Origin of the sequence: Neorhizobium sp. DAR64860/K0K1 (genome assembly GCF_050500205.1) — a bacterium.
Taxonomy (GTDB): domain Bacteria; phylum Pseudomonadota; class Alphaproteobacteria; order Rhizobiales; family Rhizobiaceae; genus Neorhizobium; species Neorhizobium soli.
Window position 1 is genome coordinate 3,330,286 of sequence record NZ_CP191459.1, and the last position, 21,866, is coordinate 3,352,151.

The 21,866-nt window shown below is 59.3% G+C and carries 24 protein-coding genes; 5 read left to right on the top strand and 19 right to left on the bottom strand.

Translation table 11 applies throughout. The annotated features are described in order from the left end of the window. Positions 1 to 17 precede the first annotated feature (17 nt). On the top strand, positions 18 to 338 hold the full coding sequence (trxA, locus tag ACQY1J_RS20735) for a thioredoxin (RefSeq protein ID WP_062462956.1): 321 nt from the start codon (positions 18 to 20) through the stop codon (positions 336 to 338). 85 nt (positions 339 to 423) lie between these two features. Here the strand turns inward: trxA and ACQY1J_RS20740 are convergent, their stop codons facing one another. From ACQY1J_RS20740 to ACQY1J_RS20760, 5 genes are read right to left on the bottom strand one after another with little or no spacing between them, the layout of a single operon-like run. Continuing rightward, positions 424 to 1,776 carry a bifunctional folylpolyglutamate synthase/dihydrofolate synthase gene (locus ACQY1J_RS20740; protein WP_430250734.1) on the bottom strand — a complete coding sequence of 451 codons (1,353 nt, stop codon included), beginning with the start codon at positions 1,774 to 1,776 and terminating at the stop codon, positions 424 to 426. Between the two features lie 42 nt (positions 1,777 to 1,818). Beyond that, positions 1,819 to 2,715 carry an acetyl-CoA carboxylase, carboxyltransferase subunit beta gene (gene accD, locus ACQY1J_RS20745; protein ID WP_430250735.1) on the bottom strand — a complete coding sequence of 299 codons (897 nt, stop codon included), beginning with the start codon at positions 2,713 to 2,715 and terminating at the stop codon, positions 1,819 to 1,821. A gap of 45 nt (positions 2,716 to 2,760) precedes the next feature. Further along, a complete protein-coding gene (gene trpA / locus ACQY1J_RS20750) occupies positions 2,761 to 3,600 on the bottom strand; it encodes a tryptophan synthase subunit alpha (protein WP_430250736.1) in 840 nt (279 codons plus the stop codon). 2 nt (positions 3,601 to 3,602) lie between these two features. Continuing rightward, the gene (trpB, locus tag ACQY1J_RS20755; protein WP_062577199.1) at positions 3,603 to 4,823 is read right to left on the bottom strand and encodes a tryptophan synthase subunit beta; all 1,221 of its coding nucleotides are present in this window, start codon (positions 4,821 to 4,823) and stop codon (positions 3,603 to 3,605) included. Between the two features lie 11 nt (positions 4,824 to 4,834). Then, complete coding sequence (locus ACQY1J_RS20760; RefSeq protein WP_113167242.1) at positions 4,835 to 5,485, bottom strand: phosphoribosylanthranilate isomerase; 651 nt, start codon at positions 5,483 to 5,485, stop codon at positions 4,835 to 4,837. 306 nt (positions 5,486 to 5,791) lie between these two features. On the opposite strand from ACQY1J_RS20760, the gene ACQY1J_RS20765 reads away from it, so the two are divergent. After that, positions 5,792 to 6,769 carry a cell wall hydrolase gene (locus tag ACQY1J_RS20765; RefSeq protein WP_430250737.1) on the top strand — a complete coding sequence of 326 codons (978 nt, stop codon included), beginning with the start codon at positions 5,792 to 5,794 and terminating at the stop codon, positions 6,767 to 6,769. A 36-nt stretch (positions 6,770 to 6,805) separates the two neighbouring features. Here the strand turns inward: ACQY1J_RS20765 and ACQY1J_RS20770 are convergent, their stop codons facing one another. From ACQY1J_RS20770 to ACQY1J_RS20785, 4 genes are all read right to left on the bottom strand, one after another. Continuing rightward, on the bottom strand, positions 6,806 to 7,567 hold the full coding sequence (locus ACQY1J_RS20770; protein ID WP_062577118.1) for a M48 family metallopeptidase: 762 nt from the start codon (positions 7,565 to 7,567) through the stop codon (positions 6,806 to 6,808). Positions 7,568 to 7,665: 98 nt separating this feature from the next. Further along, positions 7,666 to 8,106, bottom strand: a complete 441-nt coding sequence (locus ACQY1J_RS20775; RefSeq protein ID WP_113109957.1) for a DUF2852 domain-containing protein — start codon at positions 8,104 to 8,106, stop codon at positions 7,666 to 7,668. 163 nt (positions 8,107 to 8,269) lie between these two features. Continuing rightward, entirely contained in the window at positions 8,270 to 9,562 is a 1,293-nt protein-coding gene (locus ACQY1J_RS20780) for a polyhydroxyalkanoate depolymerase (RefSeq protein ID WP_430250738.1), read from the bottom strand. Positions 9,563 to 9,734: 172 nt separating this feature from the next. Further along, positions 9,735 to 10,577 carry a fumarylacetoacetate hydrolase family protein gene (locus ACQY1J_RS20785; protein ID WP_430250739.1) on the bottom strand — a complete coding sequence of 281 codons (843 nt, stop codon included), beginning with the start codon at positions 10,575 to 10,577 and terminating at the stop codon, positions 9,735 to 9,737. Positions 10,578 to 10,717: 140 nt separating this feature from the next. On the opposite strand from ACQY1J_RS20785, the gene ACQY1J_RS20790 reads away from it, so the two are divergent. Beyond that, a complete protein-coding gene (locus tag ACQY1J_RS20790) occupies positions 10,718 to 11,317 on the top strand; it encodes a nitroreductase family protein (RefSeq protein ID WP_430250740.1) in 600 nt (199 codons plus the stop codon). Between the two features lie 112 nt (positions 11,318 to 11,429). Here the strand turns inward: ACQY1J_RS20790 and gyrB are convergent, their stop codons facing one another. The 5 genes from gyrB to ACQY1J_RS20815 form a co-directional block, all read right to left on the bottom strand. Further along, the gene (gene gyrB / locus ACQY1J_RS20795) at positions 11,430 to 13,865 is read right to left on the bottom strand and encodes a DNA topoisomerase (ATP-hydrolyzing) subunit B (RefSeq protein WP_062577110.1); all 2,436 of its coding nucleotides are present in this window, start codon (positions 13,863 to 13,865) and stop codon (positions 11,430 to 11,432) included. A 146-nt stretch (positions 13,866 to 14,011) separates the two neighbouring features. Beyond that, entirely contained in the window at positions 14,012 to 14,365 is a 354-nt protein-coding gene (locus ACQY1J_RS20800; protein WP_092665195.1) for a helix-turn-helix domain-containing protein, read from the bottom strand. Beyond that, a complete protein-coding gene (locus ACQY1J_RS20805; protein WP_082471708.1) occupies positions 14,362 to 14,943 on the bottom strand; it encodes a Smr/MutS family protein in 582 nt (193 codons plus the stop codon). Before ACQY1J_RS20805 ends, ACQY1J_RS20800 begins: the two co-directional genes overlap by 4 nt. Before the next feature lie 10 nt (positions 14,944 to 14,953). Then, positions 14,954 to 16,090, bottom strand: coding sequence for a murein transglycosylase A (gene mltA / locus ACQY1J_RS20810; RefSeq protein WP_430250741.1), 1,137 nt, complete (start codon positions 16,088 to 16,090; stop codon positions 14,954 to 14,956). Further along, complete coding sequence (locus ACQY1J_RS20815; protein ID WP_062462907.1) at positions 16,087 to 16,785, bottom strand: Tim44/TimA family putative adaptor protein; 699 nt, start codon at positions 16,783 to 16,785, stop codon at positions 16,087 to 16,089. The genes mltA and ACQY1J_RS20815 overlap by 4 nt, the downstream gene beginning before the upstream one ends. A gap of 123 nt (positions 16,786 to 16,908) precedes the next feature. Between ACQY1J_RS20815 and ACQY1J_RS20820 the strand changes: the two genes are divergently transcribed. Continuing rightward, the gene (locus tag ACQY1J_RS20820) at positions 16,909 to 17,448 is read left to right on the top strand and encodes an FxsA family protein (protein WP_062577198.1); all 540 of its coding nucleotides are present in this window, start codon (positions 16,909 to 16,911) and stop codon (positions 17,446 to 17,448) included. A 92-nt stretch (positions 17,449 to 17,540) separates the two neighbouring features. Beyond that, positions 17,541 to 18,017, top strand: coding sequence for a protein-export chaperone SecB (gene secB / locus ACQY1J_RS20825; protein WP_062462904.1), 477 nt, complete (start codon positions 17,541 to 17,543; stop codon positions 18,015 to 18,017). Between the two features lie 70 nt (positions 18,018 to 18,087). Here secB and dnaQ read toward each other — a convergent pair whose 3' ends face one another. From dnaQ to ACQY1J_RS20850, 5 genes are read right to left on the bottom strand one after another with little or no spacing between them, the layout of a single operon-like run. Further along, positions 18,088 to 18,792, bottom strand: coding sequence for a DNA polymerase III subunit epsilon (gene dnaQ / locus ACQY1J_RS20830; protein ID WP_092665189.1), 705 nt, complete (start codon positions 18,790 to 18,792; stop codon positions 18,088 to 18,090). Next, positions 18,785 to 19,393, bottom strand: coding sequence for a dephospho-CoA kinase (gene coaE / locus ACQY1J_RS20835; protein WP_092665186.1), 609 nt, complete (start codon positions 19,391 to 19,393; stop codon positions 18,785 to 18,787). The genes dnaQ and coaE overlap by 8 nt, the downstream gene beginning before the upstream one ends. Further along, positions 19,390 to 20,250 carry a shikimate dehydrogenase gene (locus ACQY1J_RS20840; RefSeq protein WP_430250742.1) on the bottom strand — a complete coding sequence of 287 codons (861 nt, stop codon included), beginning with the start codon at positions 20,248 to 20,250 and terminating at the stop codon, positions 19,390 to 19,392. The genes coaE and ACQY1J_RS20840 overlap by 4 nt, the downstream gene beginning before the upstream one ends. Next, the gene (locus ACQY1J_RS20845) at positions 20,243 to 20,842 is read right to left on the bottom strand and encodes a Maf-like protein (protein ID WP_062577095.1); all 600 of its coding nucleotides are present in this window, start codon (positions 20,840 to 20,842) and stop codon (positions 20,243 to 20,245) included. The genes ACQY1J_RS20840 and ACQY1J_RS20845 overlap by 8 nt, the downstream gene beginning before the upstream one ends. Before the next feature lie 36 nt (positions 20,843 to 20,878). Beyond that, positions 20,879 to 21,700: a pyruvate, water dikinase regulatory protein gene (locus tag ACQY1J_RS20850; RefSeq protein WP_430250743.1), complete on the bottom strand. Its 822-nt coding sequence runs from the start codon at positions 21,698 to 21,700 to the stop codon at positions 20,879 to 20,881. Between the last annotated feature and the right edge of the window lie 166 nt (positions 21,701 to 21,866).

The following is a 21,866-nucleotide window of genomic DNA, read 5'->3' on the forward strand; positions in this document are numbered from 1 at the left end:
AATCGAAGGAGAGCCCAATGGCTACCGTGAAAGTCGATACAAACAATTTTCAGGCTGAAGTTCTGGACGCCGTAGAGCCGGTCGTCGTCGATTTCTGGGCTGAATGGTGCGGCCCGTGCAAGATGATCGCTCCGAGCCTTGAAGAGATTTCGACGGAACTCGCCGGCAAGGTGAAGGTCGTTAAGCTGAACATCGATGAGAACCCGGAACTGGCTGCCCAGTTTGGTGTGCGCTCGATCCCGACCCTTGCCATGTTCAAGGGCGGCGAAGTGGCCGACATCAAGGTTGGCGCTGCGCCAAAGACGGCTCTAGCAGCCTGGATCTCCAGCGCCGCTTAAGCTTCTGTTTCACGTGAATCCAAAAACCCGGCTGATCGATCAGCCGGGTTTTTTGTTATCTGCTGTTGATAGATCCTGTCCGTCATCAGACCGGTGGCGTGCCATTGTCGGCGAGTACATTGCCGGCGAAATAGAGCGAGCCGCCGATCAGGATACGGGGCGGCGGACTGCCGGGCAGCTGGCGGCGGGTGATTTCCTGCAAGGCTTCGATGGTGGAACCCGCGGGCTCGGCCACCAGACCAGCGTCGAACGCAGCATTGGCCAGCACAACTGGATCAAGGCCTGCCTCGCTATCGCGGATGCGGACGGTAAAGACGTGTTCGCCGAGATCCGCAAAGGCCCGGAAATAGCCGACGGGATCCTTCGTATTGATCATGCCAGTGACGAGATAGAGCGGCCGGGGCTGGCGTTCCTCGAAGGCGGCCATGGCTTCGGCAATCACTTCGCCTCCGGCCGGGTTGTGCCCGCCGTCCAGCCAGATTTCCGAACCCGGGGGCGCGAATTCGAGCAGTTTCCCTTCGACCAGCTTTTGCAGGCGGGCCGGCCATTCAACCATGCCCATCGCCTTTTCCATGGTCGCATCCGTTACCGTGAAACCGGCGGCCTTGACGGCGCGGATTGCAGCAGCGGCGTTGGCGAACTGGTGGCGGCCCGGAAGGCGCGGCAGCGGCAGGTCTTGCAGGCCGTCTTCGTCCTGGTAGATCAGCCGGCCGAATTCCTCATGAGCGGAGAAATCCTGGCCATAGATGGAGAGCTGACAGCCCAGCCGTTCGGCAGTCGCAACCAGAACCTCGCGGGCCGCGTCGAATTCCTGGGCGCCGACCACGACCGGGCGACGGCGCTTCATGATGCCGGCCTTTTCCGCTGCGATCAGTTCGACCTTGTCGCCCAGATAGGCCTGGTGATCGAGCGCGATCGGCATGATCACCGAGACGGCGGGGTCGGTGATGACGTTGGTCGCATCGAAGCGACCGCCCAAGCCCACTTCCAGCACTACGGCATCGGCGGGCTGTTCGGAAAAGATCAGGAAGGTTGCCGCTGTCAGGATCTCGAACACGGTGATCATCTGGCCGGCATTGGCATCGCCGACGCGGCGCAGCGCATCCGCCAGCAGGGCATCGTCGACAAGCTGGCCCCGGCCGCCCTTCACGCCGATGCGAAAGCGTTCGTGCCAGCGCACCAGATGCGGCGATGTGTGGACGTGCACGGCATAGCCACCCGCTTCGAGAAGCGCGCGGCAAAAGGCGGTGCAGGACCCCTTGCCGTTGGTGCCGGCCACATGAATGACCGGCGGCAGTTTCAGATGTGGATTGCCGAGCATCTCAAGGAGGCGGGTAATGCGCTCGAGCGACAGATCGAAACCCTTCGGGTGAAGGGTCATCAGCCGCTCGATTTCCTGCTCGGCCGCACTTGCCACGGGCTGGTTCATCGTCGTCATCCCGAAGCTCCGGCTCCGATCACGTTAGGTCAGAACCGGTGTTCAGGCGCTGACGGCGACAGGGGCGGGAAGGAATTCCTGATCAGGCTGTCTCATCAGCATCTTCAGGATCCGCGCCAGCGTTGCCGGGATATCGTGGCGCTTGACGACCATATCTACCATGCCATGCTCAAGCAGGTATTCTGCGGTCTGGAAGCCTTCCGGCAGCTTTTCGCGCAGGGTCTGTTCGATCACGCGCTTGCCGGCAAAGCCGATCTCGGCGCCCGGTTCGGCGATATGGACATCACCCAGCATGGCATAGGAAGCGGTCACGCCGCCGGTGGTCGGGTTGGTCAGCACACAAATATAGGGAAGGCCTGCTTCCTTCAGCATGTCGACGGCAACCGTGGTGCGGGGCAGCTGCATCAGCGACAGGATGCCTTCCTGCATGCGGGCGCCGCCAGAAGCCGGGAAGATCACCAGCGGGCACTTTTCCTTCAAGGCGCGCTCGGCCGCCTTGACGATCGCTTCGCCGGCCGCCATGCCGAGCGAACCGCCGATGAAGTTGAATTCGTGCACGACGGCGACGAGTTTAACGCCATGGACGGAACCGAGACCGGCGAGGATCGTGTCCTCCTGATCGGTCTTGATGCGGCTGTCCTTCAAGCGGTCAGCGTATTTCTTGGAATCGCGGAACTTGAGCGGATCCTGGGCGACCTTCGGCTGCACCAGCGATTCGAACTCGCCGTCGTCGAACAGGTCTCTCAGACGCGCCTTGGCCGGCATCTTCATGTGGAAGCCGGAGGCGGGGATGACCCACTTGTTCTCTTCGAGATCCTTGTGGAAGACCATTTCCCCGGTTTCCGGGCATTTGATCCAGAGATTTTCCGGAACGTCCCGATCGGGACGGCCGAGCATGGAGTTGATGCGCGGCCGGACGTAATTGGTGATCCAGTTCACTGGGCGTACTCCGAGTTTGGACTTGTCAGGCCTTATCTGGGCCAGTTATTCGGCGGCAACAAGGCGGGCGGAACGCACACCGGTGGCCAGGCCGCGGACGAAGGTGGAAACGGCAGATACCGTATCTGGCGTCGCAGCGCCATCCTTGGTGAGACTGCCGGCAACCTGCGCAACGATCGCGCTGCCGACGACGACACCGTCAGCCGCAGCGCCGATAGCTTGCGCATGGTCGGCAGTCTTGACGCCGAAGCCGACGCAGACCGGCAGGTCGGTATGACCCTTGATGCGGGAGACAGCGCCCGAGATCAGCGACAGATCCGGCAGAGCGGATCCGGTAATGCCGTTCATCGAAACGTAATAGACGAAGCCCGACGTGTTGTGCAAAACCGTCGGAAGGCGCTTTTCGTCCGTGGTCGGCGTGGTCAGCCGGATGAAGTTCAGCCCCTTGTCGATTGCCGGAATGCAGAGTTCGTCATCCATTTCCGGCGGCAGGTCGACGATGATCAGACCGTCGATACCGGCTTCCAACGCGTCATCGACGAACCTGTCGACGCCGTAGATATAGATCGGATTGTAGTAGCCCATCATGACGATCGGCGTTGCGGCATCGCTCTTGCGGAATTCGCGAGCGAGATCCAACGTCTTAGCAAGTGTCTGGCCGCCTTTCAGCGCGCGCTGCCCCGCCATCTGGATTGCCGGACCATCGGCCATCGGGTCGGAAAAGGGCATGCCGAGTTCGATCACGTCGGCGCCGGCATCCGGCAGGGCCTTCATGATGGCCAGCGACGTGGCAAAATCGGGATCGCCGCCCATGAAATAGGTGATCAGTGCCGGGCGGCCTTCAGCCTTCAGATCGGCAAAACGCTTGTCCATCCGTGCGGTCATGTTCAGAGCCCCATTCCAAGGATTTTGCCGACAGTGAAGATGTCCTTGTCGCCGCGACCGCACAGGTTCATGACGATGATTTCGTCCTTGGACATCTTTGGTGCGCGCTTCATGACTTCGGCCAGTGCGTGCGAGGGTTCGAGTGCGGGGATGATGCCCTCGGTGCGCGTCAGGAACTGGAAGGCTTCTAGCGCTTCGGTATCCATGATCGGGACGTATTCGACACGTCCCATGTCTTTCAGCCAGGAATGCTCCGGGCCGATGCCGGGATAATCGAGACCGGCCGAGATCGAATGACCTTCCTTGATCTGGCCGTCGCCATCCTGCAGCAGATAGGTGCGGTTGCCATGCAGAACGCCAGGCGATCCTGCCGTCAGCGAGGCGCAATGCTCCTCGCCGTTCAGGCCCTTGCCGCCGGCTTCGACGCCGACGATCCTGACGCTGGCATCATCGAGGAACGGATGGAATAGGCCGATCGCATTCGATCCACCGCCAACGGCTGCTACCAGCATGTCGGGCAGACGTCCCTCGGCTTCCAGCATCTGTTCCTTGGTTTCGCGACCGATGACCGACTGGAAGTCGCGGACCATTTCCGGATAGGGATGCGGACCGGCAGCGGTGCCGATCATGTAATAGGTGTCATCGACATTGGTGACCCAGTCGCGCAATGCCTCGTTCATGGCATCCTTGAGCGTGCCGTGGCCTGACGTGACCGGGATCACCTCGGCGCCCAAAAGCTTCATGCGGAAGACATTGGGTGCCTGGCGCTCGACATCTGTCGCGCCCATGTAGACGACGCAGGGCAGGCCGAAGCGGGCAGCGACCGTGGCCGAAGCGACGCCATGCTGGCCAGCACCGGTTTCAGCGATGATGCGGGTCTTGCCCATGCGCTTGGCAAGCAGGATCTGGCCAATGCAGTTGTTGATCTTGTGGGAGCCGGTATGATTGAGCTCGTCGCGCTTGAAATAGATCTTGGCGCCACCGAGTTCTGCCGTCATGCGCTCGGCGAAATAGAGCGGGCTGGGGCGGCCGACATAGTGTTTGCCGAGATCGGTGAGCTGCTTTTGAAATGCGGGATCGGTCTTCGCCTTTTCCCATTCGCCCTGCAGATCCAGGATCAGGGGCATCAGGGTTTCCGCGACAAAGCGGCCGCCGAAAATACCGAAGAGGCCGTCCTCGTCGGGACCGGAACGGAACGAATTCAGTTTTGGGGTCTCGTTCACTTTCAACTCCTTCAGCGTTTCGTAGCGGCGTCTGCCGCATCGAAGAACGCATCGATCATGCCCAGATCCTTGGCGCCTGGCGCGCTTTCGACACCGGACGATACATCTATGCCGCTTGCCCGCGTCGATGAGAGCGCAGTCGCGACATTATCCTTGTTCAGGCCCCCGGAAAGCATGTAATCCACGCTCTGGTCAAGCGACGCCATGGCCTTCCAGTCGAAGGAAATGCCGTTACCGCCCGGAAGATCGGAGCCAGCCGGTGCCTTCGCGTCGAACAGAAAACGGTCAGCCACACCTATATAGGCATCGACCCCTGCAAGATCATCCGCGGACTTGACAGAAAACGCCTTCATGACAGGCAGACCGTAAAGCGCCTTGACGTGCAAAATCCGTTCCGGGCTCTCGTGACCGTGAAGCTGAAGCATGTCCGGGCGAAGCAGCGAGACGATATCGTCCAGTTCCTCGTCATCGGCATCCACCGTGACCGCAACGATCTTAGCTCTGCCACGCACCCGGTCCGCCAGGTCTCCGGCGATCTCGGGCGCGATGTTACGCGGGCTCTTGGGGAAGAAGATAAAGCCGATATGGGTTGCGCCGCGCGTCACCGCACGATCGACCGCTTCTTCAGTCTTGAGGCCGCAGATCTTGATATCCGGTTTCATGTGCGCGGATTGGCACGAAACGCGCCCGGAGTCGAGCCCTTCAGCGGTTTGGTGGCGTGACAGTTCGGCACGGACTCCTCTTCTGCAGACCTCAGGCAATCTTCCGGGGTGTGATTCGGTTCTCCACCACGATCCTGCACGCGCAAGGACATGCTCGCCGACATCATCACAACCAGAACCTCTGGCAAAAGAGCAGGTTTTTCCGGGAAAATAGACGTTCTCGATTCAGGTTTGATTTATTAGGGTTTTGCCAGTAACTTATTCCACAGCAAATTGTTTCTTGAAATGTTTTCGCAGGGGGTAGTCATGGCGGCAAGAGGTGCGAACTTTGTGCGCGCTGCAATGTGCCTTGCCGCGGTGAGCGCTCTTTCAGCCTGCACTCAGACGACTGCGTCGCTCAATTCCAAGTCTTCGAAGACACGAACTGCCCAAGTCAATATGGGTTCGGCAAAGCAGGTCTACACCTATTCGTCCAGCGACCGCGAATGCCTCAAGCGCGCGATGTATTTCGAATCAAGGCGCAGCAGCCCCGATGGTTTCATGGCTGTCGGCAGCGTCATCATGAACCGCCTGACCTCAGGTCTTTACCCTGAGACGATCTGTGGTGTCGTGGGGCAGGAAAAGCAGTTCGCGCCGGGGGTGATGACCCGCAAGATGGACGAAAACACTGCGCCGCAGCTGAATGAAGCAGCGGAAGCCGTGCTGAAGGGCAAGCGCCACCCCGATGTGAAGGAAGCGATGTTCTTCCACACGAAGGGCCTGCGCTTCCCCTACAAGAACATGCATTACGTGGCTGATGCCGGCGGCAACGTGTTTTACGAAAAGCGCGACGAGGACGGCAACTTGCAGACGCCAGAGCCGAAGCCTGCCGGGGCCTATGTCATGATGGCTGAAGGGACGATCGTACCAACGCCGGGAGCGATGAGCATGATCGCACGGGCCGAGCCTGTTCGTGAACAGACACCAAGCCCCGTTGCGGTTGCGTCCGCAGCAACGCAGCAGCCCTTGCCGGGCGTTGCCTCGGTCACAACGGTTGCCGACACATCTTCCGCCGCTGTCGCAACAGTGCAGCCTGTTTCCCATTCGCCCAGCATGATGCAGGCCTACCAGGCCGGCGCTGGCATGGATGCGGCAAGTGCCGCCATTCTTTCGACTGAAGCCTTGCCCAATAGCGGGCCTCTGCCGAAACGGCGCCCGGCGGGTGCCAAGACCGACACAGCCGGCGACATGGTAATGGTCGCGCCGACTCCGCGTCAGTTCCCGGCTCGCACAGCTACACCTTGATCTCTTCGTCCAGTTTCCGTTTGTTTTAGCTGGGCTTCAGCTGAAATCCAGCGCGTGAAGCTGCGAGCCATTCTGCTTCAGCCATTTGCGCGCCTCTTCCATCCTCGGGCAAAGCTGGTGGCAGAGAGCCCAGAACTTTGGCCCGTGGTTCATCTCCTTCAGATGCGCCACTTCGTGGGCTGCGAGGTAATCGATCACCAGCGGCGGCGCCATGACGATGCGCCAGGAAAAGCTCAGATTTCCATCCCAGGAACAGGATCCCCACCGGCTTCTCGTGTCTTTCAGCGTGACTGATGCGACCGGCTTGCGGATCGATGCGGCATGGCGAAAGGCCAGCAGCTCCATATCTCGACGTGCTTCTTTTTTCAGAAATGTCGCGACCCGACGGCCGAGATGATCCTCCAGCCCGCTTACCCTTACCACCGGCACGCCATCGACCATGGCGATTTCCGTCAGGCCGCGAAGCGTTCCGGTATGGTCGATGCGGTGCTGAACGCCGCGAATCGGCACGAAGCCGCCTGAGCGGATGGGATTGTCGGTGGAGAATTTCGAGAGCTTCGTGAGCAGCCAACCCTGATGGCGCTCGAGAAATTCCTCGATCTCGCTTTTCCGAAGGCCTGCCGGCACAGTGAGATTAAGCGCGCGGCCGCCGGGCTCGATGCGCAGCGTGATACGAGTGGCGCGACTGTTTTCCTTGATCGTCAGCGGCAAAGCGCGGTTTCCAACTTCAAGCGTGCGCTTCACGGTTTCGAGCGGTTTCGAGCGGGCGCGAAGGGGCTTTTTGAGGAGCGCGAACATGTAGCCTTTCTAGCCGATTCGAGAGAACCGTTCTCATGAAAAAGCCGGCGTCGCAAGGACGCCGGCTCGTTACGCTTCCAGAAGATCCGTTTGACCGATCAGACGTCGACGACCGGGTTCTGGCCGGAAGCGTTGCTGTTACGGCGCTCGCGCATGAAACGATCGAACTCTTCCTGATCTTTGGCACGGCGAAGCTCGCGGGAATAGCTGTCGAACTCATCGCGCATTTCGTCGAGCTTGCGGCGTTCTTCATCCATGCGGTTGAGTTCGGCCTTGCGCCAATCGTCGAAGGCAACGTTGCCTGTCGAGAAATGCGTGTTGTAGCCAGCGGCGCGGCTTCTGGAAAACCATCGGCTGGTCTTGCCGGCCCATTCGTCGGCGCGATTATTGGCATCGCGCTTGAAGCCGCGAAGCCGATCCCCGAAGATGATATAGGCAAGCATGGCCAAGCCAAGAGGCCAGAAGACCACGAAACCGAGCACCATTAAACCAATGGTGGCCGGCGTCCATTCCGGACGAATCAATGCAGACTGGTTCATGGGTTACACCCTTCAGTTCGATGCGGAGTGGCCTGATGCCAGCCCGATGATATCCGATTTGGTGAGCCTCAGACCCGCCTTCAAGAAGACAGGTCGCTAAATCCAAGAACATGCTGAAATACCTTGGAGAAATCCAGATACCGGCATCGAACCGGATCCACTCTCAGGTCGGCGAATCACCCTTGGTATTACGCTTCCGGGATGCGGGCTTGGCAGTCTTGGTATCGGCAATGGCATGCTTGCGGGTGAATTCGATGATGCGGGGGGCGATTTCACTGCGGAAACGCGAGCCGTTGAAGACGCCGTAATGCCCGACATCGGGCTGCATGTAATGCTGGCGCTTGTCATCCGGGATATTCGGACAAATCGTGTGTGCCGCCTTTGTCTGGCCGACGCCGGAAATATCGTCGTTTTCGCCTTCCACCGTCAAAAGAGCGACGGAGCGGATCGCCTTCGTATCGACAGGCATCGCGCGATGCATCATCTCGCCCTTGGGCAAGGAATGACGGATAAAGACGGCATCGACGGTTTGCAGATAGAATTCTTCCGTCAGATCCATCACCGCGAGATATTCGTCGTAGAATTCGCGGTGTTTTTCGGCGGGCTCGCCATCGTTTTTGACGAGGTGCTCGTAGAACTCCTTGTGAGCGGTGACGTGGCGGTCAAGGTTCATCGACATGAAGCCTGACAGCTGCAGGAAGCCCGGATAGACGCGCCGCATGAAGCCCGGCTGCGGAAACGGCACGCTCATGATGACATTGTCGCGAAACCATTCGAGTGGGTGATCTCCGGCAAGTTTGTTGACGGCTGTCGGATTACTGCGGGTATCGATCGGTCCGCCCATCAGCGTCATCGAGGCGGGCGCCATCCGATCACCGCGGGTTTCCATCACCGCAACGGCGGCAAGCACAGGCACCGACGGCTGGCAGACGCCGACCACGTGGGTGCCGGGACCGATCTGATGCAGCATCTCGATCAGGTAGTCGATGTAATCGTCGAGATCGAAGCTGCCCTCGGTGACCGGAACCATGCGGGCATCGATCCAGTCGGTGATGTAGAGATCCGCATGCGGAAGCAACGCCTCGACCGTGCCACGCAGCAAGGTGGCATAGTGACCGGACATCGGCGCGACGAGCAGGATCTTCTGGTCGGCCGGGCGCGCGGCGGGCAGATCGCGGCGAAAATGCAGGAGATTGCAAAAGGGCTTTGCCCAGACGATCTCTTCGGTGACCATGACCGGCTTACCGTCGACCACCGTTTTCGGAAGATTGAAGCTTGGCTTTTCATAGCGTCGCGTCATCCGCTCGAACACTTCGAGACTGGCCGACATGGAGCGGCCAAGTGCTGTCTGGGCGAACGGGTTCATCGGATTGTCGGACATGAAGCGCATGGCATCCGCGGCGGCCCGGAACGGCGCCATGGCGGCATGGTTCAACTCATAGAGCTGGTAGAACATGAAATCGGGCTCTCCTCATCCCTGGTCCGATATCCGTCAAAGCGGTGGCGGGCAAAACGTTCCGCCATCGGAATGCAGCAAGGCTAGCACTTGTGGAGGGAGTTATGAAAGGGCGGCGGTTTACCACCGCCCTTCCCTCGCTGCAGCACGCCTTGCCGATGCCAGCGATCGATCAGATATCGGCGACGAATGTCTGTTTCTGGGTGCCGAGACCATCGATGCCGAGTTCGACAACGTCGCCGGCTTTCAGGAAGCGCGGGGGCTTGAGGCCAAGGCCGACGCCCGGAGGCGTACCCGTGGAGATGACGTCTCCCGGATGCAGCGACATGAACTGGCTGAGATAGGAGACGAGGAAGGCGACGCCGTAAACCATCGTCTTGGATGAGCCGTTCTGCATCTTTTTGCCGTTGACCGTCAGCCACATTCCAAGGTTCTGCGGATCCGCGACCTCGTCCTTGGTGACAAGCCATGGGCCAATCGGTCCGAACGTGTCGCAGGACTTGCCCTTGGTCCACTGGCCCGCGCGTTCTGTCTGGAAGGCGCGCTCGGAGACGTCGTTGGTGAGGCAGTAACCGGCAACGTATTCCAGCGCCTCGGCTTCCGACACGTATTTCGCGGTCTTTCCAATCACGACACCGAGTTCAACTTCCCAGTCGGTCTTTTCCGATGTGCGCGGAATGACGACGTCGTCGTTGGGTCCGACGATGGCGGAGGTGGCCTTCATGAAGATGATCGGTTCCGGCGGCACGGTGGCGCCGGTTTCGGCCGCGTGGTCGGAATAGTTGAGGCCGATGCAGATGAACTTGCCGGTGCCCGTCACGCAGGCGCCGATCCGATCGGCAGACAGTTCCGGCAATGTCGACGCGTCGATCGCGGCAATCTTCGTCAAACCCTCGGGCGAAATCGCCTCCCCGCCGATATCCGCGACATGGCCAGACAGATCACGGATCTTGCCATCCTGATCGAGCAATGCCGGCTTCTCCTGGCCCACAGGTCCTACACGCATCAATTTCAAGGTCTTATTCCTCCAGTTGTCAGACAAGTGTTTATGCAAAAAAGAGGCGCGATTGTCACCCCTCTTTCTGCCATCTGCGGTTCATTGCAAAGCAGCCCTAACTGCCTAGATTGGGTAAGACCCAAACTTGTGAGGACACTATGACGACCAGCAACAGCCGGACCTCGGAATTTCCAATCGACGCTTTCTTTCTCGATCGCTGGTCGCCGCGGGCCTTCGAGAAGGAAGCCATCGATCGGGAAACGATGCTGACCATTCTGGATGCCGCGCATTGGGCACCCTCTTCCGGCAACAGCCAGCCTTGGCGCTTTGTCTACGCGTTACATGGCACCGAGGATTTCACCAGACTTGCGGATCTACTCGTTCCGGGCAATCGGCGCTGGGCACAAAACGCGGGTGCGCTGGTCTTCTTCGTGTCGAAAACCTATCGCGTTTCCAAGGATGGCGAACGTCGTGAGGGCTATACGCATTCTTTCGACACGGGCGCCGCGTGGTTCTCAATCATCTGCCAGGCGATGAAGCTTGGGTATCATGCGCATGGCATGGAAGGGTTCGACAAGGAAAAGGCTGTTGGCGAACTTGGTTTGCCTGAGGGTTTCAGGGTGGAAGCCGCAGCGGCGATCGGGCGCATGGCAGCCAAGGACACGCTGCCGGAGGACTTGCGCGAGCGTGAGGTTCCAAGCCAGCGCAAGCCTGTATCGGAAGTCGCTTTCGAAGGAAGGTTTGCCGGCGAAGAATAATTGTTTCACGTGAATCGTCCATCCTCAGGTTAGATTCACGTGAAACAGATTTCTGCTGGACAAACAAAAACGGCGGCCGGGAGGCCGCCATTTTTGCACGATGAAAAGATTGCTAGATATCGAGGTTGGCGACATTCAGCGCGTTCTCTTGAATGAACTCGCGCCGAGGCTCGACCTCGTCGCCCATCAAACGCGAGAACAGGCCGTCTGCATCCGTCGCATCGGGAACCTTGACCTGAAGCAGCGAGCGAACGTTGGGATCAAGCGTTGTTTCCCACAGCTGCTCGGCATTCATTTCACCAAGTCCCTTATAGCGCTGCATGGACAGGCCCTTGCGTCCCGCCGCAAAGATCGTGTCGAGAAGGGCGCGTGGACCTGAAATATCCTGCTCGCTATCCTTGCGAGCGAGGACTGGCGACGTGCTGTAGATCTCCTGCAGACGCGACGACATCTGGTCGATATGGCGGGCATCGGCAGAGCCGATCAGGGCCACATCGATCACGGCGACTTCCTTGACGCCACGAACCATCCGCTCGAAGCGCATGCCGCCTTCGTCGGTGACGTGACCCGACCAGCCACGCTCGGTTTCCTCGGCGATCATATCGAGACGCTTGGCGACTTCGTTAGCCGTCTGCTGGGCCCGTTCGGGGTTATCCGTCAGATCTGGATGAAGCGCGCCGGCAATGGCTGCCTGCTCGATGATCGAGCGGTTGTAGCGAGAATGCAGTCCCTCGATGATCGAGCGGATGCGCAATGCATCCTGGATGACTTCGCGCATATCCTGGCCTGCACGGACTTCACCGGAGCCGAGGGTCAGGGTCGTATCTTCCAGCCCCATGCCGATCAGATACTCTTCCAGAGCCTGCTCGTTCTTCAGGTACTGGATCGACTTGCCTCGCGTCACCTTATAAAGCGGCGGCTGGGCAATGTAGATGTGGCCACGCTCGATCAGTTCCGGCATCTGACGGAAGAAGAAGGTCAGCAGCAGGGTTCTGATATGGGCGCCATCGACATCGGCGTCCGTCATGATGATGATCTTGTGATAACGCAGCTTATCAGCGTTGAACTCATCCTTGCCGATCGATGTACCCAGAGCGGTAATCAGCGTGCCGATTTCCTGGCTGGACAGCATCTTGTCGAAACGGGCGCGCTCGACGTTCAGAATCTTGCCGCGGAGCGGTAGGATAGCCTGGGTATCACGCGAACGGCCCTGCTTGGCGGAACCGCCGGCGGAGTCACCCTCGACGAGGAAAACTTCGGACTTGGCCGGATCGCGTTCGGAGCAATCGGCGAGCTTGCCGGGAAGCGAGGCGATATCGAGCACGCCCTTGCGGCGGGTGAGTTCACGAGCCTTGCGGGCCGCTTCGCGGGCAACGGCAGCTTCCACCACCTTGCCGACCAGGATCTTCGCTTCAGCCGGATGTTCTTCAAGCCAGGAGCTCAGCGCTTCGTTGACGAGGCTTTCGACAACCGGGCGCACTTCCGAGGACACGAGTTTGTCCTTGGTCTGCGACGAGAACTTCGGATCCGGCACCTTCACGGAAAGAACTGCGGTCAGGCCTTCTCGGCAGTCGTCACCCGTGAGCGAAACCTTTTCCTTTTTCATGATGCCGGACGAGTCCGCATAGGACGTGATCTGGCGAGTCAGCGCACCACGGAAGCCCGCCATATGAGTGCCTCCATCGCGCTGCGGAATGTTGTTGGTGAAGCAGAGAACGTTCTCGTGGTAGCTGTCATTCCACCACATCGCGACTTCAACCGTCATGCCATCCTTCTCGCCCTTGATGGCGACAGGCTTTTCGACGAGCGGCTTCTTGGAACGGTCGAGATATTTGACGAAAGCCTCGAGGCCGCCGTCATACAGCATTTCCTCTTCCTTCACGTCCGGCTTGCGCCGATCCGTGAGCCGGATTCGAACCCCGGAGTTGAGGAAGGCGAGTTCGCGAAGGCGGTGCTCGAGTGTGCCGTAATCGAACTCGGTCATAGTGAAGGTTTCGGTGCTGGCGAGGAAGGTAACTTCCGTGCCGGAGCGACCTTCATAATCCCCGATGACCTTCAGCGGCGCGTCGGCGACGCCGTGCGTGAACGATATCTCGTGAACCTTGCCTGAGCGACGGATCTTCAGCTTGAGCCAGACCGAAAGTGCATTGACGACCGAGACGCCAACGCCGTGCAGTCCGCCGGAGACCTTGTAGGAATTCTGGTCGAACTTACCGCCGGCGTGGAGCTGGGTCATGATGACCTCGGCTGCCGAGACGCCTTCGCCGGTATGGATATCCGTCGGAATGCCGCGACCGTTGTCGGTGACGCTGACCGAGCCATCCGCATTGAGCGTGACCGTGACGATATCGGCATGGCCGGCCAAGGCTTCGTCGATCGCGTTGTCGACGACTTCGTAGACCATGTGATGCAGACCCGAGCCGTCGTCTGTGTCGCCGATATACATGCCTGGGCGCTTTCGCACCGCATCCAGGCCCTTTAGAACCTTGATGGAATCGGCACCGTATTCGGCACTCGCGCCGTGATCGCTGACGGGTGTGTCGGTCATTCAGTCTCTTCCAGTTGGTTAAAATACCGGCGAGCGAATCACCGGAGTCTCCGCCTTGAATATAGGGAATTCAGGGCGGTTTCTAAAGGTTGGTGCCTCGCAAAATGCCTGGAAAGGCGTGGATGCGCAGAGATTTCCAGGGCAATTCAAGCCTTTTGCAGAAGTCTTCGCATTTCCTCTAGCACGTCCGGCGGCAAAGAGCGAATCCGTGCCGCCAAGGCGTTGGCAAATGCGGTGTATGCAGGCGCCAGGCCTGTCGTGTCGAGGACCACTTTCGGGCGCGAGGCTTCTGCGACCCGAAACAATTCTTCCGCTTCATCCCAGATGATGTTGAAATAGCCGGTGATACGCTGGAGCAGCTCGAATGTGGGCCGGCCCCGTTTGCCATGTTCCAAGGCCGACAGATAGGCAGGCGTAACCCCGATCGCCTCTGCCAGTTGCCTCTGGGTAACTCCCTTTTTGGCGCGCAGCTGTCGAAGCGCTTCACCAAAGGGCGTCACAGGACCGATCCCCGATAATCCGCACGGCTCTTTGAAAGCCGCACGTACATGGCGCCCTCGCCACCATGGTTTTGGGCTGCCCATTCGTAGGACGAGATCAGGAAACGAAATTCGGCCTTCGAGAACCACAGCGGCACCGCACGGCGCAGAACCCCCTCGCCGCCCACCGAGCGGCCCTTGCCGGTGATGACGAGAACATGGCGCAGACCGCGATCATGAGCACTGTAGAGAAAATCGAGCAGCAGATCGTGGGCGGCGTCCTGGTAGAGACCATGAAGATCGAGCCGCGCATCGATCGCAAGGCGACCCTTGGCGAGCTTCTTCCGGGTGGGTTTTTCCAGCGGATGATGAATGCCGGCAGGCTTTTTTACCTTCGGCGCGACTGCCGCGAAGGCATCGCTGACACGCTGGGTTGGCGGTACCGGGGGCTTGGAGACTTCATCCTCTGCCGCCAGTCGTGCCGCCATTTCCTCTTCGAAGGCAGCGATCTCTTTCATGCGCCCAGGCAGAGCACGGGCGGATTTCGCCACCTTGCCCCACAGGATGCGTTCATCTGAACTGAGTTTTCGATCCTTCATGCGCCATATCCTACCCGGCATAACGGCCGGCGGCCGCATTTGGGACAAGGATATAGAAATCCGCATCGTTTCGCACCGTGCCGGCAAGCTCGCCTGCGTGATAGCCGGAACCGGTGAAGATATCGCCCCTTGCAGGCCCAATAATGGCTGAACCCGTATCGAGCGCCAGCATCAGCCGCGCGAACGGCTTGCCGTCGTCGAGATGTGTCAGCCGTTCCGCATGGATGAAGAAGGGGTAGCCGAATGTGTGAATGGAGCGATCCACGGCGAGCGAGCGTCCCGCGATCAGCGGCACCTTGGCGGCAGCGATAGGACCGAGGTCAGGGTCGCTGACATCGGCCTCACGGAAGAAGATGTAGGACTTGTTGTGCCATAAGACTTCATCAACCTTAGCCGGATTCAACACTAGAGCTTCGGCAAGCCACGCCCGTATGCTCTGCATGGAAATATCTTCGCGAGCGATTTCGCCACGATCGATCAGAAGCTTGCCGATCGGCGAAAACGGATGGCCTGCCTTTGCTGCGTAGGTGATGCGACGGACGCGGCCATCGGGATAGACCAGCCGAGCTGCGCCCTGAACATGGGCAAAGAAAACGTCGATCCGCGACCGTGCGAAGGCTATCTCCAGCCCCCGCCCGTCGAGACAGCCGCGATCGATTTCACCGCGATCCGGATAAGCGACGATACCATCCGGCGTCTGACGGCCGAACATGTAGCCGGAGTCGAGATCCGCAGGGCGATTGCTTTCCTCGAGATCGACGAGATCGTCAGGCCGGAAATAGAAGGGATATTTGAAAAGACCTTCACTCACATCGGAGACGTCGACTTCCGGTTCGTAGAAGGCGGTGACGAATCCTTGTTCGTCATTGTGCTTCAGGATCCGGAAGGGTGTGCAGCGTTGCTCGAAGAAAGTGCGAGCCGCAGAGGCATCGGCAAATGGTGCGGCCTGCTCGAAGAGGTCCGCCAGTTCCATGGCCTCAAGGCCGAGAGAACCCTTGCGATAGGGCTTAACGTTGCGGATATGGGCCGCGCAAGCGCGCATCGCCTCATACAGCGGGCTCGGATCGTCGGCAGCCCAACCGGGGAGATCCGCGAAGTCGACCCTCTCGAGGCGGAAGTCAGAGAGGGTGGGAGACGCGGAAATCATTGTTCGGATTCGGTAGCGACCAGCTTCCAGTTCGGGTCGCGGGAGCCGATGTCGCGGGCAAAGGTCCAGATGTCGATGACGTCGGCTACGGTTTCCTGATCGCCGTCGATCAGCGTGCCGGCCTTGTCGAAGGTTGCGGAGATCAACTGGCTGACAATGCGGACGGTAACCTGGGATTCGCCATCCTTGATCGAAACCTGTGTCATGTCGCATTTGTCGATGCCGACAAATGTGGACTTGATCACCTCGCCCTTGGCCTCGCGCTCGGCGATTGCCGCTTCGAAACCGTCATAGACTTCATTGGAGAGAAGCCCTTTCAAGGTCTTCCGATCACCGTCGGCAAAAGCCATGACGATCATCTCGTACGCCATCCGCACGCCGTTGAGGAATTCCTTCGGGCGGAACGACGGATCTTCCTTCACGAGGGCACGAAGCGATGCGTTGAGCGGCGTATCAGGCTTTGCGACGGCATCGATATCGGCATTGCGTTGTTCCTCATCGACATTGTCGCGGCGAGGAAGCGTCACTACCTTGCTATCGTCCTCGACGGGACCGCGGGCAACATCGCGAGGGCTGACTGTCTCAGTCGGCGGCTTCTCATGTCCCGTGCGCCGGCCGAGAACGCTGCGCAATTGCAGGAATATCAGCACTGCTGCGACGAGGAAAAACAGTGTTATCAAGTCGTTCGAGCCCATTTTATCCCGCAATTGTCGTTTAAAAGTTCTATGCAGCTTTTCATATAGTCTCCTACCGCCCATCTTCAAATAGCAACGGCGTGAGATGAACCCATATCCGCCAATTAGATACAGGCAATGATTATGCGCTTACCATTTCTTCCGGTTGTTCTCCTGGCTTGGCCGCTGGCCGAAATCGCTGGTTTTGTTCTGGTCGGAAGAGCGATCGGACTCTGGGGAACGCTTGGCCTCGTCCTCGGAACGGGCCTCCTGGGCGCATTGATGATCCGCGGCCAGGGGATGACTATGCTGCGGCGGCTTTCGACAGAAGGGCGCGAAGGTCGGATGCCTGCAGCCGAACTGGTAAGCGGAGCGATGGTCGTGGTGGCTGGCATCCTGCTGATGCTGCCCGGGTTTCTGACCGACATCATTGGTCTCGCGCTGCTTGTGCCCTTTATCCGCAAGCTGATCTGGTCGGCCATCGGCAGCCGCGTGGTTGTCGTGAATTCGGGCGATCGCAGAAGCCCGGGCGGTTTTCGCGCCGGTCCCGGCCCTGGCCCCGGCCCTGCGCCTGTTCATCCGGTTGGATCCGGCCCGGTGGTCGATCTCGATGACGACGATTATCGCCGCGAACCGAACCCGTCCTCGCCTTGGGCGGACAAGGATAAGCGGATCGAACCTTAAGGCTAAGATCTCGCAGGGTTGTAAGCCCCGGAGCGAAATGTTAAGTGCCCCCAACGCTTTTCAGCCACCCTTTCCAGCCTTGAGGAATTTTTATGGCAGACGATAACGAACAGGCTTCCGCACCCTCGCTCAATATCCTGGCGCAGTACACCAAGGATCTTTCGTTCGAAAACCCCGGCGCGCCACGCTCGCTGCAGTCGCGCGACAAGGCTCCAGCGATCAACATCAGCGTCAACGTCAACGCCAATCCGCTTTCCGAAAACGACTTCGACGTCGTTCTGTCGCTGAGTGCCGAAGCCCGTGAAGACGACAAGATCGTGTTTGCGGCCGAGCTGGTTTACGGCGGCGTTTTCCGCATCACCGGTTTCCCGCAGGAGCACATGCTGCCGCTTCTGTTTATCGAATGCCCGCGTCTTCTCTTCCCGTTCGCACGCCAGATCATTTCCGACGTGACCCGCAACGGTGGCTTCCCGCCGCTGATGATCGATCCGATCGATTTCGGTCAGATGTTCTCGCAGCGTATGGCCGAAGAACAGACCAAGTCGCAGGTTCAGCCGCTCAACAGCTGAGCGAGCAACGGATAGAATATAAAAAGCCCGGTCACAGCCGGGCTTTTTTCATGTCTGGACTCAGCAGGAATCAGTCGGCTGCATATTTCAGCCAGACGGCCTTATCCTTAAGGCCGCTGACCATCGCGGCATGGGCGGCGATGTCGTCTTCGCTAATGCGCGGCGGCAGAGGGCGTGGCCGTGCGGCGATCGCGGTGACCACCACATCCTCGATCTCGATGACATTTCTCGGCTGATCAGCACCGACCAGACCAAGAGCCGCCTGCCGGCCGCCGGTCATCTCGATATAGACTTCCGCCAGGAGTTCGGAGTCGAGCAGCGCGCCGTGCTTGGTGCGATGGCCATTGTCGATGCCGTAGCGACGGCACAGTGCGTCGAGGGAGTTAGGACCCATCGGATGCTTTCGGCGGGCCATCGAAAGCGTATCGACCACGTTTTCCGGTGGGACCGGCGGCAGGCCTATGCGTTCAAATTCGGCATTTATAAAGCCGATATCGAAATTGGCATTGTGGGCGATCCACCGGGCGCCATCGAAGAAGTCGATGATCTGCTGCGCCACCTGGGCGAACGGCGGCTTGTCCTTCAGCGACTCATCGGTAATGCCATGGACAGCCAGCGCATCCGGATGAACCTTGCGATCGCCCGGGTTGATATAGAGGTGCAACGTTCTCCCCGTCGGGAAGTTGTTGATGAGCTCTATGCCGCCGATTTCGATAATCCGGTCGGCCTTGGATTCAAGGCCGGTGGTTTCGGTATCGAAGATGATTTCACGCATGGGTATTTCCGTTCCTGCTGCCGGCTTTGAGCGTGGCGATGATCTCGCGCACGCTTGATCTGGCTGTCTCCCGTCCGGCGCCGGTGTCGATGACGAAATCGGCACGCGCCCGCTTTTCGGCATCCGGAACCTGCCGCGCCAAGATCATCGACAACTTCTCCTCCGTCATGCCGGGCCGCGCAAGTACCCTCTGGCGCTGCACCTGTGGATCGCAGCTGACGACGACGACAAAATCGACCCTTTTCTCGCCGCCGGTCTCGAACAGCAAGGGAATGTCGAGCACGACGAGCGCTGCGCCGGCGCTTTTGTGTTTATCGAGAAATTCTGCTTCGCGTTTGCGCACCAGCGGGTGGACGATGGATTCCAGCAGTTTGAATTTTTCAGGTGCTACCGAAAGCTGGCGCGACAGTTCCTGTCGGTCGACGACACCGTCTCTGACCGCATTCGGGAACGCCTCCGCGATCGGATCGACCGCTTCACCGTGATAGAGATCGTGGACCACCTGGTCGGCATCGTTGACCGGGATACCCTCTTGCGCAAACATTTCTGCGGTGGTGGATTTCCCCATGCCGATGGAGCCGGTGAGGCCGATAACGATCATCCGTGAATATCCATATCTGCGATGACAAGATCCCGCAGCGTCTGATCGACGACAGGGCGGAGGCCGAACCATTTCTCGAAACCCGGCACGGCCTGATGCAGAAGCATGCCGAGACCATCCACGGTCACGAAGCCCTGCTCCTCCGCCTGTTTCAGAATGTCCGTTTGCAGCGGGATATAAACGATATCGGTAACGACTGCGTTCGTGAGCATGGTCGAGAAGTCGAACTGCGGTATCGGCGCGCCGTCCATGCCGAGCGATGTTGTATTCACAAAGAGACCTGCGCCGGACATGACCTCGCCCAGTGCTTCCATCGCATGCGCGTGCACGTTTTGTCCGAACCGGTCGGCAAGTTCCTGCGCACGCGCCACCGTCCGGTTGACGACGTGGATTTCTCCGACGCCCTGATCCCTGACGGCTTGAATGATAGCTCGGCTGGCACCGCCGGCACCGAGAATGACGGCGCGATCGACATTTCCCCAACCAGGCGATCGTTCGTCGAGGTTGGCGGTAAAGCCGTAGACATCGGAGTTCGAGGCGTGAAGAACACCGTCCTCCATCCACAGCGTGTTGGCGGCACCGAGTTCTTCGGCGATCGCATCTGGACGATCAGCGAGCGCAAAAGCCATTTCCTTGTGGGGAATGGTGACATTGCCGCCGCGATAGCCCGATGATCCGTCTTTGAGCTTGCTGATGAAAGCTGGAAAATCCCCAGGTGCCACCGCTTCACGTGTGTAGCGGCCAGCAATACCGAACTTAGCCAGCCAATGACCGTGGATGATCGGCGAACGCGAGTGCTTGATCGGCCACCCCGTTACGAAAGCGTTAACCAAAAGTGTTTCACGTGAATCAGCCATCGATCGCTCCGATCGCGCGCAAGGTGTCGAGAAGCGGCAGCATGGGGAGGCCGAGAATGGTGAAGTAATCTCCCTTGATCCGCGAGAAGAGCTGAATGCCCTCACCTTCCAACTGGTAGGCGCCGACGCTTCCGAACACCGTTTCGCCCACCCTATCCAGATAGCGATCCACGAATATCTCGCTGAGCGGTCTGACGGTAAGATCGGCGTGTGCAACATGCTCCCAAAGGGTTTCGCCATCGCGCATAAGAGCGACGGCGCTGTTCAGCCTATGCGTCCTGTCCGACAGAGAGAGCAGGCTTTCGCGCGCCTCTTCCCGTGATTTCGGCTTGTGATAAACGCGATGATCGAGCGACATGGTCTGATCCGACCCGATGACGATGGCGGAAGGATAGTGTCTGCTGACATCGAGCGCCTTGGCCTTTGCCAAGGTCAGCGCGACGATATCTGGGCTGGCGCCCACCAGTCCCGCCTCGATCTGACGTTCATCGATATCGGCGGCCCGGCTTTCGAAACTCAGCCCCGCATTTTCCATCAACATGCGTCTGAACTTGCTGGATGAGGCCAATATGAGTGGCCTTGAGTGAGACATTGTCACGGCAGATCTCCGGATGGAATTAGTGCCGAATTACCGTAGCTTCGGGCGGAGCGCAACGATGGCCGCCGCCGTCTCCTCGATCGACCGGCGGGTGACGTCGATGACCGGCCAGCCGTGGCGCGAGCAGAGCGCTCGTGCATATTTCAGTTCCTCGTTGATCGTTGCCCGATCCGTATAATGACCGCGATCGAAATTTTGCGTGGTTCCGAGTTCGCGGTGTTCGCGCACCTGTGAAATGCGGTCCGTCGTCGCGACCAGCCCGACGATCAGGGGCCGGGTTGCAGACAGAAGTGCATATGGAAGGTCGACGCCCGGCACGATCGGGATATTGGCCGTCTTGATACCGCGGTTGGCGAGATAGATGCTGGTCGGCGTTTTCGAGGTGCGGCTGATCCCGACCAGTACGACATCGGCCTCGTCGTACCCTTCGGGCATCTGGCCATCGTCATGATCCATGGTGAAGTTCAGCGCTTCGATGCGGGCGAAATATTCCGCGTTGAGCGCATGCTGCGCGCCGACGCGGTATTTAGACGGTGCTCCGAGATAGGTCTGGAATGTCGCCATAACCGGTTCCAGCACGTTGACGCACGGTGTTCCTATCTGACGGCAGCGGTCGTCCAGCAGTTTCGCAAGCTCGCGATCAACGATCGTATAGAGGACGATCCCCGGTTCACGATCGATCGCCTCCAGCACGGCGAGAACCTGCTTGCGGTTTCGCACCAGCGGATAGACGTGCTCGACGGCGAGCGAGGTCTGGAACTGGGCTGCCGCCGCGCGTCCTGTCGAGATCAGGGTCTCGCCGGTGGAGTCAGATATGAGGTGGAGATGGAAGAAGTTTTTTCTGTTCTCCACGTTGTTCTTCGTCCTCTGTTGATAACCGGGGAGAGACTGACCGCCTTTCGAGGGCCGAGCCAGACCCCTGGGATAACCTCCGAGTTGTCCACAATCGCGTATTTCGAGGAAGCCGTTTCAGGCCCCCTGTTCAAAGCGGGGATAACCGGATGAACCTATCGCTGGA

Excerpts from the sequence above, each read along its gene's own strand:
- trxA (WP_062462956.1), top strand. The coding sequence starts at position 18 with ATGGCTACCGTGAAAGTCGATACAAACAATTTTCAGGCTGAAGTTCTG.
- ACQY1J_RS20740 (WP_430250734.1), bottom strand. The coding sequence starts at position 1,776 with ATGACGACGATGAACCAGCCCGTGGCAAGTGCGGCCGAGCAGGAAATC.
- trpA (WP_430250736.1), bottom strand. The coding sequence starts at position 3,600 with ATGACCGCACGGATGGACAAGCGTTTTGCCGATCTGAAGGCTGAAGGC.
- ACQY1J_RS20760 (WP_113167242.1), bottom strand. The coding sequence starts at position 5,485 with ATGAAACCGGATATCAAGATCTGCGGCCTCAAGACTGAAGAAGCGGTC.
- ACQY1J_RS20765 (WP_430250737.1), top strand. The coding sequence starts at position 5,792 with ATGGCGGCAAGAGGTGCGAACTTTGTGCGCGCTGCAATGTGCCTTGCC.
- ACQY1J_RS20770 (WP_062577118.1), bottom strand. The coding sequence starts at position 7,567 with ATGTTCGCGCTCCTCAAAAAGCCCCTTCGCGCCCGCTCGAAACCGCTC.
- ACQY1J_RS20775 (WP_113109957.1), bottom strand. The coding sequence starts at position 8,106 with ATGAACCAGTCTGCATTGATTCGTCCGGAATGGACGCCGGCCACCATT.
- ACQY1J_RS20780 (WP_430250738.1), bottom strand. The coding sequence starts at position 9,562 with ATGTTCTACCAGCTCTATGAGTTGAACCATGCCGCCATGGCGCCGTTC.
- ACQY1J_RS20790 (WP_430250740.1), top strand. The coding sequence starts at position 10,718 with ATGACGACCAGCAACAGCCGGACCTCGGAATTTCCAATCGACGCTTTC.
- gyrB (WP_062577110.1), bottom strand. The coding sequence starts at position 13,865 with ATGACCGACACACCCGTCAGCGATCACGGCGCGAGTGCCGAATACGGT.
- ACQY1J_RS20805 (WP_082471708.1), bottom strand. The coding sequence starts at position 14,943 with ATGAAGGATCGAAAACTCAGTTCAGATGAACGCATCCTGTGGGGCAAG.
- mltA (WP_430250741.1), bottom strand. The coding sequence starts at position 16,090 with ATGATTTCCGCGTCTCCCACCCTCTCTGACTTCCGCCTCGAGAGGGTC.
- ACQY1J_RS20815 (WP_062462907.1), bottom strand. The coding sequence starts at position 16,785 with ATGGGCTCGAACGACTTGATAACACTGTTTTTCCTCGTCGCAGCAGTG.
- ACQY1J_RS20820 (WP_062577198.1), top strand. The coding sequence starts at position 16,909 with ATGCGCTTACCATTTCTTCCGGTTGTTCTCCTGGCTTGGCCGCTGGCC.
- secB (WP_062462904.1), top strand. The coding sequence starts at position 17,541 with ATGGCAGACGATAACGAACAGGCTTCCGCACCCTCGCTCAATATCCTG.
- dnaQ (WP_092665189.1), bottom strand. The coding sequence starts at position 18,792 with ATGCGTGAAATCATCTTCGATACCGAAACCACCGGCCTTGAATCCAAG.
- coaE (WP_092665186.1), bottom strand. The coding sequence starts at position 19,393 with ATGATCGTTATCGGCCTCACCGGCTCCATCGGCATGGGGAAATCCACC.
- ACQY1J_RS20840 (WP_430250742.1), bottom strand. The coding sequence starts at position 20,250 with ATGGCTGATTCACGTGAAACACTTTTGGTTAACGCTTTCGTAACGGGG.
- ACQY1J_RS20845 (WP_062577095.1), bottom strand. The coding sequence starts at position 20,842 with ATGTCTCACTCAAGGCCACTCATATTGGCCTCATCCAGCAAGTTCAGA.